The sequence below is a fragment of the Microcoleus sp. PH2017_34_RAT_O_A genome (assembly GCF_020737885.1).
In the GTDB taxonomy this organism is placed as follows: domain Bacteria; phylum Cyanobacteriota; class Cyanobacteriia; order Cyanobacteriales; family Microcoleaceae; genus Microcoleus.
In genome coordinates, this window is sequence record NZ_JAEQDD010000097.1 from 12,544 (window position 1) to 31,187 (window position 18,644).

The 18,644-nt window shown below is 44.7% G+C and carries 11 protein-coding genes; all 11 read right to left on the reverse strand.

The window, feature by feature from the left end:
* Positions 1 to 143: 143 nt before the first annotated feature.
* On the reverse strand, positions 144 to 839 hold the full coding sequence (locus JGK11_RS26165; RefSeq protein ID WP_293175438.1) for a CsgG/HfaB family protein: 696 nt from the start codon (positions 837 to 839) through the stop codon (positions 144 to 146).
* A gap of 462 nt (positions 840 to 1,301) precedes the next feature.
* Positions 1,302 to 1,676 (reverse strand): DUF1823 family protein, encoded by a 375-nt coding sequence (locus JGK11_RS26170; RefSeq protein WP_293204391.1) that lies wholly within the window; start codon positions 1,674 to 1,676, stop codon positions 1,302 to 1,304.
* A 134-nt stretch (positions 1,677 to 1,810) separates the two neighbouring features.
* The gene (gene gap / locus JGK11_RS26175) at positions 1,811 to 2,842 is read right to left on the reverse strand and encodes a type I glyceraldehyde-3-phosphate dehydrogenase (protein WP_293175471.1); all 1,032 of its coding nucleotides are present in this window, start codon (positions 2,840 to 2,842) and stop codon (positions 1,811 to 1,813) included.
* A 721-nt stretch (positions 2,843 to 3,563) separates the two neighbouring features.
* Positions 3,564 to 3,872, reverse strand: a complete 309-nt coding sequence (locus JGK11_RS26180; protein WP_293153759.1) for a P-II family nitrogen regulator — start codon at positions 3,870 to 3,872, stop codon at positions 3,564 to 3,566.
* 4 nt (positions 3,873 to 3,876) lie between these two features.
* Positions 3,877 to 4,848 (reverse strand): sodium-dependent bicarbonate transport family permease, encoded by a 972-nt coding sequence (locus tag JGK11_RS26185; RefSeq protein ID WP_293153762.1) that lies wholly within the window; start codon positions 4,846 to 4,848, stop codon positions 3,877 to 3,879.
* Positions 4,849 to 5,044: 196 nt separating this feature from the next.
* Positions 5,045 to 5,779, reverse strand: a complete 735-nt coding sequence (locus JGK11_RS26190; protein ID WP_293175442.1) for a glutathione peroxidase — start codon at positions 5,777 to 5,779, stop codon at positions 5,045 to 5,047.
* A gap of 429 nt (positions 5,780 to 6,208) precedes the next feature.
* Positions 6,209 to 6,850 (reverse strand): Uma2 family endonuclease, encoded by a 642-nt coding sequence (locus JGK11_RS26195; RefSeq protein WP_293213455.1) that lies wholly within the window; start codon positions 6,848 to 6,850, stop codon positions 6,209 to 6,211.
* Positions 6,851 to 7,198: 348 nt separating this feature from the next.
* On the reverse strand, positions 7,199 to 9,133 hold the full coding sequence (locus JGK11_RS26200; RefSeq protein ID WP_293213457.1) for a tetratricopeptide repeat-containing sulfotransferase family protein: 1,935 nt from the start codon (positions 9,131 to 9,133) through the stop codon (positions 7,199 to 7,201).
* The gene (locus JGK11_RS26205; RefSeq protein ID WP_293213459.1) at positions 9,126 to 13,217 is read right to left on the reverse strand and encodes a tetratricopeptide repeat protein; all 4,092 of its coding nucleotides are present in this window, start codon (positions 13,215 to 13,217) and stop codon (positions 9,126 to 9,128) included. Before JGK11_RS26205 ends, JGK11_RS26200 begins: the two co-directional genes overlap by 8 nt.
* Positions 13,218 to 13,241: 24 nt before the next feature.
* Positions 13,242 to 16,106 (reverse strand): tetratricopeptide repeat protein, encoded by a 2,865-nt coding sequence (locus tag JGK11_RS26210; protein ID WP_293213461.1) that lies wholly within the window; start codon positions 16,104 to 16,106, stop codon positions 13,242 to 13,244.
* Positions 16,107 to 16,751: 645 nt separating this feature from the next.
* Complete coding sequence (locus JGK11_RS26215) at positions 16,752 to 17,612, reverse strand: calcium-binding protein (protein WP_293175451.1); 861 nt, start codon at positions 17,610 to 17,612, stop codon at positions 16,752 to 16,754.
* Positions 17,613 to 18,644: the final 1,032 nt, after the last annotated feature.

Here is an 18,644-nt window from a genome sequence, read left to right on the forward strand (position 1 = left end):
ATCCACAATATCTATAAAGCGCCCCCAGCGAGCGAAAAAACTTTCTAACAGGCAATTGAACCGACATGATATGAAATAATTTTAGATTTTAGATTTTAGATTTAATTATGCCAAATCTAAAATCTAAAATACTTTTAAACTTCTTATCCTAATTTCTTAGAGACTTCTGCAAGTTTAGTTACCATTTGGGCTACGGCTTTGTCAACTGCTGCGCTCAAAAGTCCATCTTCATTGCTACTCCCGGAATTGCCGCCAACGCCTCTGACAGAAAAACTCGAATCGCTTTGATCTGCTTCTCCTAGTGCTTTTGCCGTGGCCAGAATATCTCCGGAAGCTGTTCCGATTAACCGCACGTCTATTTGCACAGTAGCTTTGGTTTTTTGGGAACCGCCACCGATACCCATGAAACTGCCGCCGCCGGATTGTTTGTCGATATTAAACTTGGTAATGGTGCCGATGAGTACGGCGTCAACTCCTAGTTTTTTGCCAATTTCGGCTGCGGTGCCGGCATCCATTGAACCGCTGCGATTTTCTTGTTTGAGGACTTGTTCGAGTTTGCTGCGATCGACTACTGTGTAAGTGCCGTTGTTGACGAGTTCGTTGATTAGGAGTTCGCTGATGCCTTTGGCTGCGCCGACTCCCCTGTAGGAACTGTAATAGCTGTTGGTGGTGCCGTAGTCGAAGTCCATGACTACGAGGCGCTTTTTGGCGGTAGCTTGGGCTAGTTGGGTTGCGGGTTTGATGTTGGCTGGTGTGGCGATCGCATTTACTGAAACGCCGACTAGCATGAGGGTAGCTAGGGAAATGCTGGTTAAGCGAGATATGGTGGTTGTTTTCATGAATTTTTCCTCACAATGGTTTTGTTCCGACTCTAGAATAGTGCACGGAACCGCCGGATGTCAGGGTTGCGGGTGATTAATGTTGGTGTGGGCGATAGAGTTTTACTTTATTCTGACGCTAAAAATCTTTAATTTTTGTTAATTAACGGCAGATAAAAATAGAAACTGAGCAAGACTTTGATCAATGTTTCAATCCCTAATATTCGATACTTTCTTAGGATCGCGAATTAAATAATTTACACAAGCTTGTGGGATGGGCGTGCCGCCCGTCTATAAAGAACGGGCGGGACGCCCATCCCACAATCATTAAAATTATAAGTTATTTAATTCTTATTTATTACCAGAAAGAATTGGTTTAAAGCCCGAAGCCCGATCGGGGAAAAATTAAAATCAGACGATTCATTACTCCAATCCTCGGACTTCCATGTCAACTGTCAACTGTCAACTGTCAACTGTCAACTGTCAACTGAATGAAGCCCCAGCCTCCAAAAAACCCATCAACCAATTAGCCATCGTCGCCCTGCGAGTCTGTCTCGGCCCGAATTCCCCAATCTTATAGCCCTTAAATCCCAATTTTTCCTTCAGCAACTGCTTGTTTTCTGGAAGAGTCGATCGCGTCAATTTCACCGTCGCAGGCCTAGAATCAATAAAATCCGGCGGTTCCGGATAATCTTCGCGCCACTCGCTAGCAACATCAGCGCTGTTCCACTTACCAGTCTGGGCATCAAAGCGGTAGCCTAGATACAGCCAAACTAATTGGTTGACAGCAGCATCGTCCATTTCTTCGTTGAGGATAGCCCAAATAGTTTCGTTGTTCAGCGGTGGCAGTTCAGACATAATTCGAGTTGGAGTGCGATCGACAATAACAACAATTTAACCTATGGCGGTCTACCCAGATGGTAGGTTCGGCGCGGGAAAATCTGGATTTATTGGTGCGTAATTCGATCGCCCCGCCGAACCACCCTACAATACTACTTACCCAAAATTCCGTCCTTCTCGGCCATCGAGATCATCAAATCAATGACGCGGTTAGAATAACCCCACTCGTTGTCATACCAGGAAACGACCTTAAAAAACTTAGAATTCAGTTCAATTCCCGCACCTGCATCAAAAATGCTCGATCGGGCATCGCCCTGAAAATCCGTCGAAACCACCGCATCCTCAGTATATCCAAGAATACCTTTCAGTTCGCCAAGAGAAGCTTTCTTCATAGCTTCGCAAATTTCTTTATAGCTAGTTTCCTTCCCCGTTTTGAAAGTAAGGTCAACCACAGACACATCAGGAGTCGGCACCCGCAAAGCCATACCCGTCAATTTTCCTTTCAATTCCGGCAACACCAAACTAACAGCTTTCGCCGCACCAGTCGAAGAAGGAATAATATTTTGAGCCGCACCGCGTCCTCCCCGCCAATCTTTTTGGCTGGGCCCGTCTACAGTTGGCTGAGTAGAAGTCATCGCGTGAACAGTCGTCATCAAACCTTCTTCCAAACCAAAATTATCATTAATAACTTTGGCAATTGGTGCTAGACAATTAGTAGTGCAGCTAGCATTAGAAACAACAGTATCTGTGGCCGGGTCAAATTTGTGGTGGTTGACGCCTACTAGAAAAGTTGGAACTTTTTCTGGATCTTTAGTCGGTGCGGAAAGTATTACTCGTTTTGCTCCCGCCGTCAAATGTTTTGAACCGCCGTCAAAATCCGTAAACAATCCGGTAGATTCTACAACATAATCCGCACCAGCTTTACCCCAAGGCAATTCAGTCGGATTTCTAATCGAAGTGCACGGAATAAAACGTCCGTCAACGACAATCCCGTCTGGTTTCCCTTCAACTTCGCCGTCATAAATACCGTGGGTAGAGTCGTATTTGAAAAGATAAGCCAGGTTTTCTGGCGAAACTAAGTCGTTAATACCGACAAATTCGATGTTCGGGTTTTTGATGCCGGCACGCATGACTAGCCGTCCGATGCGACCAAATCCGTTGATGCCGACTTTTAATGCAGCCATGTTTAAACTCCTATTGAAAATATCGCTAGTCGATCGCGCGATAGCCTGTTGTGGCTTAGAATTTACCACGCTAACGGATTTGGGCTACTGATTCTTTTCTATATCTTAAGAATTCTGAATTTGGTGCGGGCGGCGAAATGCAATTAATCCTGAAATGACCGCTGGCTAATGACCGATCGCTGATGATTTTAAAATTGTAAAATTGCTATAATCAACACAGATTTTTATCACATTATCGTTGATTAAATTACTCTAAATTAATTAAAAAAAACTTATGTAAAAGCTCAATCCGATTTTATGTAGGAGCAATGGCCGATTTTGATAATGTAAAATGGCTATATAGCGGTTCTCAGAAAAATGAGGTATGTTGTTGGGCTTCAGCCCTCTTAGTTTAAGAGTTATGTGGGCTGTCAGTTATACCTCATCTTTTTGAGAAAGGCTATATATTCAGAAACCCGGTTTATTAAATAAACCGGGTTTCTAATGACAGTTGGTAGTTGGCAGTTGGCAATTGTTATTTGTTATTTTTGAATATAGCGATTCTCAGAAAAATGAGGTATGACTGGCGGCTTGTATAACCGCTTAGACAAAGAGGGCTCGCATCCCAACAACGTACCTCATCTTTTTGACAAAGACTATATCTGCCAATAATCAGTAACTACTTACTAATAACTACAGTCAACAGTCAACAGTCAACAGTCAACAGTCAACAGTCAACTGACTACCCAACGCACTTAGTAGTGAGCAATTCCACTGCATCCGAAATAAAACAAGCCCCACCAAACTTATTTAGCACCGGTCTAATATTTTCTGCAACTGCCGATATTTTATCGGGCTCGCAGAAAGCCAGCACATAAATATTATCCAGCATACTCATTGCTAAATCGTCCGATTTGCGTCCCCTAGTGGTTTTGCCGGCGACACCGCGAATCACCGAATAACCAGGGACGCCAGCTTTGTCTAAACCGTCTAAAATCTTTGGGAGCTCCACCGAGTTCGCAAAAATTTCTATCCTTTTAACTGCGTCCATAAGTTCACATCCAAAACATATTGATTGCGTATAAATACATGGGAATGCCTACAACGATGTTAAACGGAAACGTCACTGCTAAGGCTGTTGAAATGTAAAGGCTGGGGTTAGCTTCGGGAACTGTCAGCCGCATTGCTGCTGGTACTGCGATGTAAGAAGCACTCGCACACAATACCGAAAATAACAGGCTATCTCCCTGCGGCATTCCGATTAATTTTGCTATCAGTAAACCAACTGCTGCATTAACTATAGGAATTAGGATTGCAAAGGCGATCAGGAAAATTCCTGTTTCTTGCAAATCTTTAATTCTGCTAGCAGCAACCAGACCCATGTCTAGCAAGAAAAAAGTCAGAACCCCGTAAAACAAATCTTGAGTAAACGGACTCATAACTTCCCAACCGTGTTCTCCTGTCAGAATGCCCATAATGAGGCTGCCGACTAGCAGAAAAACTGAACTGTTGAGGAAGGCTTCTTGCAGCACTTCTGACCAAACTATTTCGCGTTTTCCTTCCTCTCCACCGAAGACACTTACCAGAATTAGACCGACGATAATTGCAGGGGATTCCATTAATGCTAGCGCTGCTACCATGTAACCGTCAAAGTCGATTCCTAGTTCTTTTAGGAACGAAGTTGCGGTGATAAAGGTGACGGCGCTGATGGAACCGTAGGTGGCGGCGATCGCCGCGGCATTGTAGGAGTCGAGTTTGATCTTCAGTATGAAGAAAGTATAAACTGGTACTAGCGCTGACATCAGCATCGCTGCGAAGATTGTCAGGGCGACTTGCTGGTTGATTCCGCTTCGGGACAGTTCGACGCCGCCTTTAAATCCGATCGCAAACAGCAGGTACAGCGAAAACAGTTTCGGGATGGGCGCAGGAATTTCTAAGTCAGATTTTAGGAAAATCGCCAGCATTCCCATGAAAAATGCTAATACTGGTGGATTTAAGATATTTGACGCTACGAGGCTTAAATCCACGATCGTTCACTCCCATTTCTGATTTTTTTAATATTACTTCACAAATAATTGTTACACGAGAATGGATCAATGGTGCGATCGAACTCTGGGAATGGCGATATATATTCCTAAAGACGGTTGCAGGTTGGCAGCGTACACCAACAACAACAGAGTAAGGTGTGCGCTGCCAACCCGCAGCCTAAGTATTTTTCCCTAACTAAGCAGTTGCCAAATAAGACTCTAGAGCTTCGGAACCGCCGATCAACTTGCCGTCGATAAACACTTGCGGCACGGTTGTAGCGCCAGTCACCGCCCGGAGCGATCGGGTTGTGACATCCCGGCCCAAGACGATTTCTTCATAATCCAAGCCCTTTTCAGTCAGCATTTTCTTAGCCTTGGCGCAGAAAGGACAGCCCATTTTTGTAAACAGCGAAACTACCTTCGGCTTAGCTGCTGCGGAGTTGATGTAGTGCAGCATCGTCTCGGCATCGGAAACCTTGAAAGGGTCGCCCGGTTCCTCCGGTTCAATAAACATTTTTTCAACCAAGCCATCTTTGACTACCATCGAATAACGCCAAGACCGCTTCCCAAAGCCTAAATCAGTTTTATCTACCAGCATTCCCATGCCTTCGGTAAACTCACCGTTACCGTCGGGAATTAACGTCACATTGTCTGATTCTTGGTCTTTTGCCCACTCGTTCATTACAAAAGTGTCGTTGACGGAAATACAAACGATTTCATCTACGCCATTTGCTTTGAAAACTTTGGCCAATTCGTTGTAGCCAGGGAGGTGCGTTGACGAACAAGTGGGAGTAAAAGCTCCCGGCAGAGAAAACACTGCTACAGTTTTGCCTGCAAACAAATCATCGGTGGTGACATCCACCCACTCGTTGTCCTTGCGAGTGCGAAACGTGACTTTGGGTACTCTTTGACCTTCGTGGTTCGTCAGCATGATTTTGAATCCTTCGGTACTTGGGTTAAATTCCTTTGCTTGTTATAGCGTACTCATAACGAGTATGACTTGTCAAGGGCAGTGGGTTTTTTCTTGGGACTGCTGGGTGCGCGCGAGTCAGTTGCTCGTCTTTGCGACAGCTTGGCGATCGAGCAGGGTGCATCTGGCTTTTGGCAAATATGTTTGTAGGGGCGAAGCATGACCGTAGTCAATATGGGATGATAACTAATAACTTATATGCGGTCATGCTTCGCCCTCTTCAAAGGTGAGATGCACCCATGGATAAGATTGAAAAATTGCTGTTTAGGAATGAAAATTAAATAACTTACATTTTTTATTGTTCTTGTGGGATGGGCGTCCCGCCCGTCCAGAAAGGACGGGCGGGACGCCCATCCCACAAATATGTGTAAATTATTTAATTCGCGATCCTTAGTTCGATCGCAAATTTCGCCTCCATGCCTTTGCTGCTGCTAGCGGGTGAGGATTTTTGACACATTCTGTCAACATCTCGATATCAAGTTCTGGTAGCAATTCGCTGTTTGCGATCAATTCATAACCGCAGTTCGACACAAATTCAACCGGAAGCTCTTCTCGCAAATGGTAGATCGAAAATCCATCATTTCGCCAGAACCAAACCTCTCGCACATTCAACCTTCTATACAGTTCTAGTTTATTGATGCTGCCACTGGTAACAATCACTTCAATTACCAAGTCGGGAAATTCTTTATCGGTGCCAATACAGTAAGCTTCATCCGGTTCCGTACCGCCACTTTTTTCCTCTTGCCGCAGAGTTGTAGACCCAAAAGGGAAATATTCAATGTCAGCTTCTACAAAATAAATTTCCAGCAAATTCCCAATGCGAGTTTTACCATTTTCATGGCGACGAGAAGGTGACATAATTTCTAAAAGCCCATCTAAATAAGTAACTCGATATCCCGCAGCATCTCCAATTCGATTTAGCACTGTATCGTATTCTTCCCAGTTCACCCTATCCGTGATGTAGCGCTCTTCAGGATCTTGGCGTTGGAGTGCTTGTTGTTTAAGTAATGTATCTAGCTCGATTGTCAGCATTAGTATTACCTCCTTACAAGTTGTTCTAATTTTAGCAGACGGCGGTTAAAACCGCATCTACACAAACGATGTCTGCCTCCGCAGACTGAAGAGAACAACCCAAATTTAATCGCCTTTTATTCAACCTGCGGAGGTATTCGGCGAGCGAAGTCGAGTCGCAGGTTTTGTTAGCAGACGGCGGTTAAAACCGCGTCTACACAAACGATGTCTGCCTCCGCAGAACCGCGTCTACACAAACGATGTCTGCCTCCGCAGACTGAAGAGAACAACCCAAATTTAATCGCCTTTTATTCAACCTGCGGAGGCAGGTTTTGTTTTTATAGACGCGGTTTCAACCGCCGTGTTATCTTATTTCCAATCAAATTTCCGCCCCAAATACTCCTCTAATTCCTGATTGTAAGGTTTAAAATAATCACTCAACAGCTCGCGAACTGACTCATTTACCCGCTGATAAGAACCAGGATTAGCATTTTGGTATTCAGACAATTGATATTCCGGTAAATCTAAAAATGCTAAAACTTGCTGTACAGTCGCCGCCGCACCTGCATACAAATCTTCGCTTTGCAAAACTAACAACTGTTCTCGGGGGAAGAAAGCCAGCCAATTTTTAATAAATTCTATATACCTACCGCGAGCTAAGTAATTCCCAGGCTCTTCGCCGATGATGTATTCTGGGTTTTGATTCAGCCGTTCGATTTCGTCGCTAATTGCCCGATCGAGCGATCGCCCTTCCCAATTCAAGCCCTTTAAGCGGTAAAAATGAGAAATCGCCCGATCGACCGGATTTCGCAACAGCACAATCAGCTTTACCTCTGGACACGCGCTGTAGAGACGTTCCGGCGCTTCCCGAAAGTCAAAATAGCTCGGACTTGCCTCACCCGTTATAAATTCCCCTCCCTGTGGCATTGGGGGAAAATGGGCCCAATACCAATCAATCCCTCTGTGGAAGTGCCAGGAGAAAAAATCCATCTCCTTTTTAATTGGAGTCAAAATTTGCGGGTGTTCAGCTAAATAAGTGTACAGAGAAGTCGTCCCGCAGCGCTGAGAACCAATAATTATAAACTTAGGAAATTTGACTGGTTTTAAGTTCCAATTTTGTGGCACAGGCATCTTGCCTGTCTCTGTATTTTGTGGCACAGGCATCTTGCCTGTCTCCATATTTTGTGGCACAGGCATCTTGCCTGTCTCTGTATTTTCTGCCACAGCTACATTGCTTGTTTTTTTATTAATAACAGATGCAAAAATTTGTTTGTAACTGACAGTTTGATAACAGCTAATCGCCTCAGCAATTTTGCCTTGCCTCGTCAAAACTTCTCCCAAATTCAAATAAGGCCAAAAAGCCTCCGGTTGAGCATCAACAACTTCTCGGCAAAAGTTCTCAACTCGATCCAGCTTGTTTTGCTGAATCAAAACTTCCCACAAATTGTAATAAAACCACCAAGGAAGATCGGGATTTATTGCCATTGCTTGCAAAAATGCCGCCGCCGCTTCCTCCCCATATTTTTGCTGGCTCAAAACCGCACCTAAATTGTAATAAGACCAGCAATCATCCGGTTTTTGGGCGACTGTGGCGCGGGCTGAGGCTAAAGCGCGATCGCACTCGATGGCTTCGCTAACGCACTTTTGCTGCTCCTGTAACAACCGCTCCAAGTCTGCTGATGACACCCCACAATCTGGGATAATTGTCAAGATTGTTTGGTAAATAATTGTTGCGCTTTTTGGGCGATCGCGCTTTGCTAAATTCTTTCCTAACTGTAAATAAAACTGCAAATTTTCCGGTGTAACTTGCAATTGAAATTGTTGTGATAATGACTTTGAGTCAGACTTTGTTTGTCCGAGAGCATATCCAAGCTTCTCGTAAATTCCCGGCAAATTTCCGTCAATTTGAATAGCTTTTAAATACGCGACAATAGCTTCATCCCACTGTTTTAGTTTGGTCAAAGCGTCGGCTAAATTGTAAAAAGACCAAGCAAAATCTGAGTTGAGTGCAATCTCGCAGCGGTAAGCAGCGACAGCATTCTCCCAGCATTCGAGTTTCAGTAAAGCATCACCCAAATTATGATAAGACCACGAAAAATCTGGATTTAACTCAACAGCTTTTTTGTACGCCGCGACAGCATCCTCCCAGCGTTCTAGTTTCAACAAAACATCGCCCAAACTGTGATGAGACCACGAAAAATCTGGATTTAATTCAACAGCTTTGCGGTAAGCAGCAACAGCATCATTAAACTCACCGCTTTCTTGCAAGGAATTACCCAACTTGTGGTAATCGTGACTATTCATGCACAACTCCTGCAATATTCATTAACTTCTCTAGCGAGTTCATATCCACCCGCATATCTTTATGTCCCGAATATTTATGAGTTTGGTCATCAAACAATTCAGCAATTAAATAGTAATGTTCCAACTCACACAAATTACTAATAGTCCAAAAGCAAGTTGGCACATAAATCGGAGAAAAAATCTCAATTACTTTAGTTCCCGGAGTGCAGAAAACTAAATTAGTCAATCCACCTCCGTGGGGTGCGACAACTACCTCAGCCGCAGCCAAACAGGCTGCTTGTTCCGCTACCGACATCATTTCTAACTTAACTGTACTAAACCCAATTTTTTCTAGATAGGCGACAACCTCTTCGTCATTGACTATTCGCCGATAGGATGCTCGATTTCGACTGATATAAATTCGTTTTGAATATTTTGTATTTTGGGAATTATCTTGATTTAAAAATATTCGTTTCAGATATTCGCATTTCCATTTAGAGGTTCCCGAAGCACCATCACAAATTGAAGGAACTATTAATTTATCCGCTGTAAAGTGTTGCTGGTAGCGACTTTCTGAAATTTTATCTAGTGGAATTCCTAAAGTATTTAAACTTTCTTTTTCATAAGACAAATCGCAAGCATTGATAACAAACTTATCAATAGTGTCTATCAATCCGCAGCGCTGCAAAAGCTCGAACCGTGTAACCACATCAAACATCCAGTGAAAATAAGCTGCGCCTCCCCAGCGAGCGGATAAAAAAGCTACATTTCCCTCGATGTGTTCGACGGGAGACAATTTGTCGGATGTTATTACCAACTCAGGACAACCCATTGAAATATCGGTGACAAGTTTATTGTCTGAAGTGATGACGGCGGTAGTAGCAATATCTGCCCAAGCTCGTCCTTTTGGTATGGCAGCAACAAAAGATTTTTTGATATAAAAGATTTCATCTTGCCAACATTTGCTGTTGCTATGGATTGTTCTGGAATCGGATAAATTGATTTCACTTGCAGGATAGATGTCTGTGCAAGTAATCCCTGGATCTGAGTCTGCTGCAATCACTAAATCATCTGTAAATCCACAGTATTTTTTGAGAAAACTTAACGGCAAAAAATTATAGCCAAGTTTGAGGAGGTCGGCTTCATTCACTTCTCCTTTTTGTTCTAAAGCATATGTTAGATGATAGTAAACTCCAAACAAATCGGGTTTGATTTGCAGGGTTTTAACAAAATTAGATATTGCCCTATCCCACTGCTGTTGTACCATTAAACTCAAACCCAATCCTTCGTAACACCAACAGGATTTTGGATCTATATTGATGCCTTGCTCGTAAATTGCGATCGCCCTTTCGAGTTCCCCTTGCTCCCGCAGCGCATCGCCCAGCTTCTTGTACAGCCAACTGTGCTCGGGTTCTAGCTCAACAGCACGAGCAAAAGCAACCGCTGCTTCTGACCAATTTTCTAGTGATTCCAGAACTTCCCCCAAACTATTGTACAGCCAACAATCATCGGGATTTAATTCAATAGCTTTGCGGTAAGCCGCGGCCGCCTCTTCCCAATTTTCCACTGCAATTAAAGCCTTGCCCAACCTGTCGTAAGACCAACAAAAATCGGGATTTAACTCAATTAACTTGCGGTAACTAACAACAGCCTCCTCCCACTCAGAAAGCTCCATCAGCACATCGCCTAAATTGTTGTAAGTCCAACAAAAATTTGGATTTAATTCAATGGCTTTGCGGTAAGCAGCAGCAGCTTCGCCGTATTGCTCAATCACCTGCCAAGTTTCGCCCAAAAAGTGGTAAGACCAGCTAAAATTAGGGTTGAGTGCGATCGCCTGTTGGTAAGCCGCCGCACCTCGCTCGAACATTTCTTTTTCTTGCAAACTTTTGCCCAACTTGTGGTAAGTTGAGTAGTTGCCAGACTTAATTTTAATAGCTGTTTGATACCGTTCGATCGCCTCATCCACATAACCTGCATCTGCCGCAATATTCCCCAACTTTTCCCAACCCAGAGACAAAAGAGTTTGCTCCTCGCCCAAACTTTCATTGCCGATTTTTTTAACAATCAGTTGATAGCCTTTGTGGACTAATTTTAACTGACTTCCAAACATCTCCAGAAAAACATCAATGCCGATTTTAGTATCTTGCTCCGGGCTGTCGGGAAACGTAAACTGATAATCGTCAAAAATCATCAATCCCCCAACTTTCACCAACCTCCAAGATAAAATCGCATCTTGCAGAGCGCTGGTGGGTTTGTGACAGCCGTCAACGTAAGCAATATCGTAAAATTCTGAATCCAAGTTTACTAATAAATCTTGAGAGTAACCTTCCAATTCAATTACCTTCTCACCAACCCCCGTTTTAACAATATTGCCCTTAAAAGTTTCTTGAAAATATAAATCGATGCAAGTGATTTTGGCAGTCTGATGAGTTAAAATATTATCTAGCAGCCAGCAAGCCGACATTCCTTGAAAACTACCGATTTCCACCACTTGAAAATCTGCAATTCCTGTAAGCGGCTGCAAGTGCCGTTGCCAAATAGGAATATTGTGGGTAAACCAATCTTGAGTAAATTGATAATCTTTCTGTGCACACTCAGGCCAACCCCTCAATGCGCTCGCTTGTTGATGGCAAACGATCGCTTCTTCCAATTCCCCTAATTGCGGTAAAATATTGCCTAAATCATTGTAAGCCTTAGAATTAGTCGGATCGATCGCAATTTGGCTGCGGTAATTAGCAATTTGTACGTATAACTCCTGTTGTTGCGCGCGAACTTCCTTGAGTTGCGCGACAACTTCCGCAGCATTGGGTTCAATCTGCACGGCCATGCTATAAAATACGATCGCACCTTCGAGCTGCTTCTGTTTCGCTAAACTATTGCCTAAATTTATAAAAAAATCAGCTCCATCTAACTCAATTTTTAGCAATTTATGGAAAAATTCCCCGCTACCAAGTGCCTCAATACCTTGACAGAAAGTTGCGATTGTGCTGTCTAACCCCGATTCACTGCGCTTCCGCAAAACATATCCCAACCTCTGATTAATTCCTCTCAAATTAGGTTCAAGTTGAATCGCGCGCAGGAAAGCAGCAACAGCTTCATCCCAGGATTTTTCGCAGGTTAAGGCAATTCCCAAATTGCAATAAAACCAAGGAATATCTGAATTTAGTTCGATCGCTTTGCGGTAGGAAATAACAGCTTCTTGCCACAGCTTTTTGTGAGCAAAAGCTTCTCCTAGATAATTATGCGCCCAATAGGAATTATTATTAATTGCCAGAGTCTGGCGGTAACATTGAATAGCTTCATCAAACTCACCTTTCTGCACAAAAACATTGCCCAAACCAAGGTAAGCACGAGCATAATTAGGATTGAGTTCAATGCTTTTGCGGTAACAGGCGATCGCCCGATCGCCTTCTCCTCGCTCTGCCCAAGTTTGACCCAAGCTGTGGTAAGATTCAAAAGAATCTGGATTGATGGCAATGGCTTGTCGGTAATTGGCGATCGCCTCATCCCACCGTTTCTGTGCGACCAGCATTTCGCCCATATTGTGATAAGCTGTTGCCAGTTGCGGGTCTAGTTCAATTGCCTGCGAATAACACTCAGTAGCGCGATCGAGCTTTCCCAATTCAACTAAACTATTTCCCAGAGTGACGTATTCCTCAGCCGTTGCCCAATTTGGCTCGATCTTGAAAGCTTGATACCAACAGTCTGCCGCCTGTGCTCGCCGATCCAACTGCATCCAAATTTTCGCCAACAGCCGATAAGCCGCGGCAAAATTCGGTGCTAGGGCGATCGCTTTTTCACAACTGGCGATCGCCTTTTCCCACTGTTTTCCTTGAGAATACAAACTGCCTAGATTAGCATACACTTCCGGCAAATTCGGATTGCGATCCAGTGCCGCTTCATACCACTGTTTAGCCTGCTCGACTTCACCTTGAACCTGCATTACCTTCCCAAGTGTCTGACAAGCCACCGCCAAATTCGGTTCAATTTTCAGCGCTGACTCGCAAGCAGCAACTGCCTCATTCAACCTTCCTTCAACCAAATAAACTTCTGCTTGCCGATTCAAATCAACCGCTGCTTTTTCCATCTTCTCAATCGAGGGCATAAATAAACTTACTCCAGACGCCAGCTAACGCAAACCAACTACTTCAACCATCCTTTTCAGCGAACTCAAGTTCACCAAAATATCCTCAGTCAGCGAATTTTGATACATTAACTGTCTAATAGGATAACATTCAAAAGCCTCACCAGCTAAAAAGTAATGTTCCAACTGCAAATATTGACTAATTCCCCAGTAATAATGACTGATATAATGAGGCGACACCAACTCAATTACTTTAGTTCCAGATTTACCAAAAATCGTATTTGTTAACCCGCTACCGTGGGCAGCAACTATCACCTCAGCATGGTAAAAATGAGCAATTTGCTCTGCCAAAGACATCGACTCAGGTAAAATAGAAACAAAGCCCGATCGTGCCAAAACCTCAACCACATCTTCCTCGTTCAAAACTCTGCGATATCTGGCTTTGCTGCGACTGATGTAAATGCGCTTTGGATAACTTGAACCAGGTATAATTCCCTTGAGAAACTCCCGCCTCAAAAAATCGATCGCCCATCCGGACGGCCAGCCCAAATATCCCGCAAAAGAAGGTACAATTAACTCTGTTGCTTGCAGGTGAGGAATGCGATCGCTCTCCAAGACCTTTTCCTCGGGAATTCCCAGAATCCGGAGACTTTCCCGCTGAAATTCATGCTGACAACTGTTCACCAAAAACCAATCAATTTCCGCCAAATCCCTACCGCTGCGCCGCAGCAATTCTATCCTCGGCAAAACGTCCACCATCCAGTGAAAATAAACATTTCCCGATAAACCAGAAAGCACCGCCACGCTGCCGTCTATCTGCTTTAAAGGTGGAAAGGATTCTAACTTAAAAACGCTGTGTTTTCTGATATCATGCTTCTCGCATCCCGGCAACAAACCCGGATAATCTCTCGACACATCAGCCAGCAAATAATTATCAGGAGTCATGACAGCAATCGCCTTGCAAATCAGCCAATAATTTTGCTGCGGCACAATCCAAACTCGCCCGTTGGGAATCTGTGCGACAAAAGTTTTTGGGGAATCCACAGGTATCGGCTGCGAGTTAGACAAACGGCAAACTCCCCAACCCAAATGCACCGGATCGAACCACTTAGAAATTCTGTGCAAACACAGCCCGCAAGTTAAACCGGCACAATCGGAATTTGCCAACTGCGAATTAACAGAAAATTTAGAAGTCTGAATATTTTCTACCCTGGCTTCTGTTGCAGATTCCCAAACAATTTCCACATAATTGCCAGCATCCAACTTAGCATTAACCAGCCAATCCCAACTCGATAAATAAATACCGCACGGACGTTCTAAAGAATTGCCTTCTGAAGATATAAAACTCTGTCTGCCCCACTGTTTTGGCTGTCCATACCCGTGCAATTGCAACTCTAAAACCTGTTGATAATAATCGATCGCCCGTTCCCAATGTCCTTGTTTCTCCAGCAGTTTCGCTAACTCAAAATAAACATGAGGTAAAGCTGGTTGAATTTTCAAAGCCATGCGGTAAACGACAATTGCCGGGCCGAATCGGTGCTGCTGGGCCAAGCAATTTCCCAGCCGCCAGTAAAGCTCTGCATTTTTGGGCTGAATTTGCAAAGCTTTTTGATAATAAGCAGCGGCTGATTCATATCCGCCATACTCTGTTAAAGCATTCCCTAAATGCAGGTAAATTTCTGCTAAATAATCGCATATTTCAGCAATTGGGAATTGGGCATCGGGAATTGGGAATTGGGCATCGGGAATTGGGAATTGGGCATCGGGAATTGGGAATTGAGCATCGGGAATTGGGAATTGGGCATCGGTAATAAATCTTCCTTCTTCCTTGTTCGCTTTTCCTTGTTCCTTGTTCCTTGTTCCTTCTTCCTTCTTGCTTCCAGTTAGCGCTTTCAGAAATCGATCGCACGCAGCGATCGCCCTTGACAACTCATCATCCTCTACAGTGGCAACTTGCCTCGTTTCTCCCAAACGGCAGTAAGCCTCAACAAATTCTGGCTTGAGAGCTACCGCCTGCTGAAAATAAGGCATGGCTTCGGCAATTTTGCCCAAAAACATCAAAGAAAATCCGGCGTCTGTATAGCCGGAAATATGTTGGGGATTGAGTTCGATTACCCGATCGAAACAAGCAACCGCCGCCAAATGTTCCCCCTGCAATTGCCAAGCTTTCCCTAGATTGTAGTGAGCCAAAACCATCTCCGGCGCTAGCTCGATCGCGCGACGGTAAGATGCGATCGCCTTTTCGGGACTTTTTTCGTGGAACACCTGGCCCAAATTATTGTGCGGCGTTGCCCACTCCGGCTTAATCTCGATCGCCCGCTGGTAAATCTCGATCGCCTCAGCAGGGCGATCTTCCTTCAGCAAAATCACGCCCAAATTGCTGTAAGCTTCTACATAATCGGGCTGGAGGGCGATCGCCTGACGGTAGCTATCAATTGCCGCTTCTAGCTGATTATTTTCATTTAAAACCACAGCCAGATTGAATACAGCAAGTAAATAATCGGGTTTTTGGGCGATCGCCTTTCGGTAACAGTCGATCGCCCCCAACAAATTACCCTGATTGTGAAAAACATTTCCCAAGTTATAATTTAACTCCGGCCAGTCTGGCTTCAACTCCAGAGCTTTGCCGTAGTGAAAAGCCGCCTCATCCAGCCAGCAATACTCACTGTAAAGTTGACCCAAGTAAGCATGGGCCAGCACAAACGTTGGCGAAATCTCCAAAGCTTGCACAAAAGCATCTCTTGCTGCCGTCGGATCTCCGCTCGCTTCGAGGATTTCGCCTAAAGTGGTGTAAGCTAGCGGCGAAAATGGCTGTCGTTCGATCGCCTGATGGCAAAAATCGATCGCCTGACTTAACTTTCCCTGCTTCAAATAAACTTGGGCTTGCCGGATGTATTCTTGAGTGGTCATTGCTTGCCGTGCAGTTGCGGTTGCTTTACCGCTTCAGGAAAACGTATAAATTTTGATTTGAAAGTTTGATATTTTCAGACTATCTATATTTTAGGCGATCGGGTTCACAATTTTTATTACCCGGAGATCCTCGTAAATCCCCCTTAAAAAGGGGGACTTTGATGAAGTTCTTGTCCCCCCCTTTTTTAAGGGGGGCTAGGCAGGGTGGTTTTATTGTCGGGAAAAGAAATCTGAAACTACCAAAATTATCGCTCAAAGATTGGCTCACGCTTGGGCGAAGGTACGTAGTTGCGCTTCAGCGCTCTTTATAAGATTAGGAAAGAGCGCCCAAGCGCAACTACGTACCTAATTTGTGTTACCACAATAAAACCACCCTGCTTTTTAAGGGGGAGTAGGGGGCAAGCTAAGGGGGGATCTGGCTTAACCCAAGGGTCTTGATTTATATTTTGTGCGATCGGGCAAAATATTAATTCGGTCGATCGGTGTTGGTCGATTTTTTTAAATGATCTTGCTTCACTTGAGCCATTGAATATTTCAACCTCACCCCGCTGTTGGCAGAATGAGGTTGAAATCCTTTCAAACTATCAGCTTTTGTGAGAACAGCCCCGGATAAAATCCGGTGTCGCCCCACAACCGCCAGTTGTTTTAGAACAGCTCGAAGTTGTTCGAGGTAATAGTCAGGCCAGGCTGCAACTGAGCAACCTGTAACACTCCGTTGCCACCGTTGAAGAACAACGCACCGTTTGTCGGGTCGTAGATCAACTTGTTACTGGTGGATCCTGGGCTGCTGGCGCTGAAACCAGAAACGACGACAAACTCGCTCGCCTCGAAGCTGCTGCCCAAACCAGCGAACACACCGCCCTGCTTCAAGCGAATCTTATCTTCACCCGGTGTAAAGTCAGTGATCGTGTCTATGCCGTCTAATGTGCCGGTAGCGGCGGAGGTGGCGAAGTAGAACGTGTCGCTGCCAGCACCGCCAGTCAGGACATCGCTGCCTCTGTCGCCAGAGATAAAGTCATTGCCAGCGCCACCATCGACAGTATCGCTGCCTTTACCGCCCCAGAGGGTATCGTTGCCATCGCCACCGCTGACAGTATCGCTGCCTTCGCCGCCGAACAGGGTATCGTTACCAGTTCCGCCGAGTACGAGATCGTTGCCTTTGTCTCCAGAAACCAAGTCATTGCCAGCACCGCCGTCGAGCTGGTCATTCCCTTTGCCGCCAAAGATTCTATCATCGCCGTCACCACCAGAGACAGCATCGTTGCCACTGCCTGAAACGAGGGCATCGTTACCGCTGCCGCCGCCGAGACTGTCATTGCCGCCACCGGAAAAAATGATGTCGTCCCCACCGTTACCGGCGATGACATCATCGCCCCCAAAGGTCAGGATGATATCGTTGAGATTGCCTGCACTTAATCTGTTTGCGCCTGTGGTGCCGACAACACTGGAGCCGCCAGCTCCTGGCAAAGAAACTGCTGGTTGTGTTGGATTAGTTACCTGTGTCATTTACACTCCTCCTAAAAGATGAATCACTTTTCTACAATACACTTTTCCCTCCAAAGGGATTCAATAAATCGAACCGGACATCGGTTGAGACCCTAATTGACCCGGCTGCTATAAGCTGTCATGTAATTTAATTTTTGACATACTCACCGCCCTAAAAGTGCGGTGATTCTTGACGCTTCATCGACTGATGCTGGTCGTAGTCTTACTCTGTCTCTGCGTCCGTTTAGAGTCTCCCAATGCCCTATGGCGACTTTTTACTCTGCTATCCTACGGTTGGAGCTAACCATTGCCCTTATAGCCGTCTCTAAGTTTGCCCGCATCGTAGCTGTTTCAACGCGTCTTGGGCCTAGAAATCTTTTGAGTGTTGTTATATTACAGGCTTTGCCAATAAAATTAGGAACAATTAAAACCGTCCTAAAAGGACGGGGCTTGTATCCCAAATTTTTGGTCAGGAGGGAGCCGGGAACCGCGAGTTGAATCTTGTATTCGTTGAGCAGCAAGTATCAGTTGTTTTCTGCCTTGGACTCTCGGCTCCATCACTCCCTCCTCTAGCACGAAAATATTCCACTTAAACGTTTGTGAGTCTACCATACGTACCTTGGGTGCGGCTACTTATTTTTTAAACTGTAGCCAGAAATACACATAGACCATTTGTTAATGGGAGTATGCTGCTATACAAATCCTAGACAAGTCTAGACATTTGCTTCTTACTTCATCGGGAGCATGGGAGCGGTTATCCCTCGGTAAGCTTTCACGTTTTAGCCAATCCTTGGCAACTGTCGATCGCCCGAAAGTTCGATCGCCCGCAATCGAGCTTAAACTGAGTTGCGATTTTTCAGTAGACTCTGAATCACGAGACTTTTAAGTTCCGCCCAGAGTTCCCGAAAAATAAAATTTGTTGAGCAGCACATTATTCCCTGGAAATTCAGCCCATCGGCGTGAACCCCCAGAGTTATGATTTGAGATTTTTATACTCTAAGATTATTTATATTTTGGCGATCGATTTGGCGATCGATTACTTAAGCACATAGC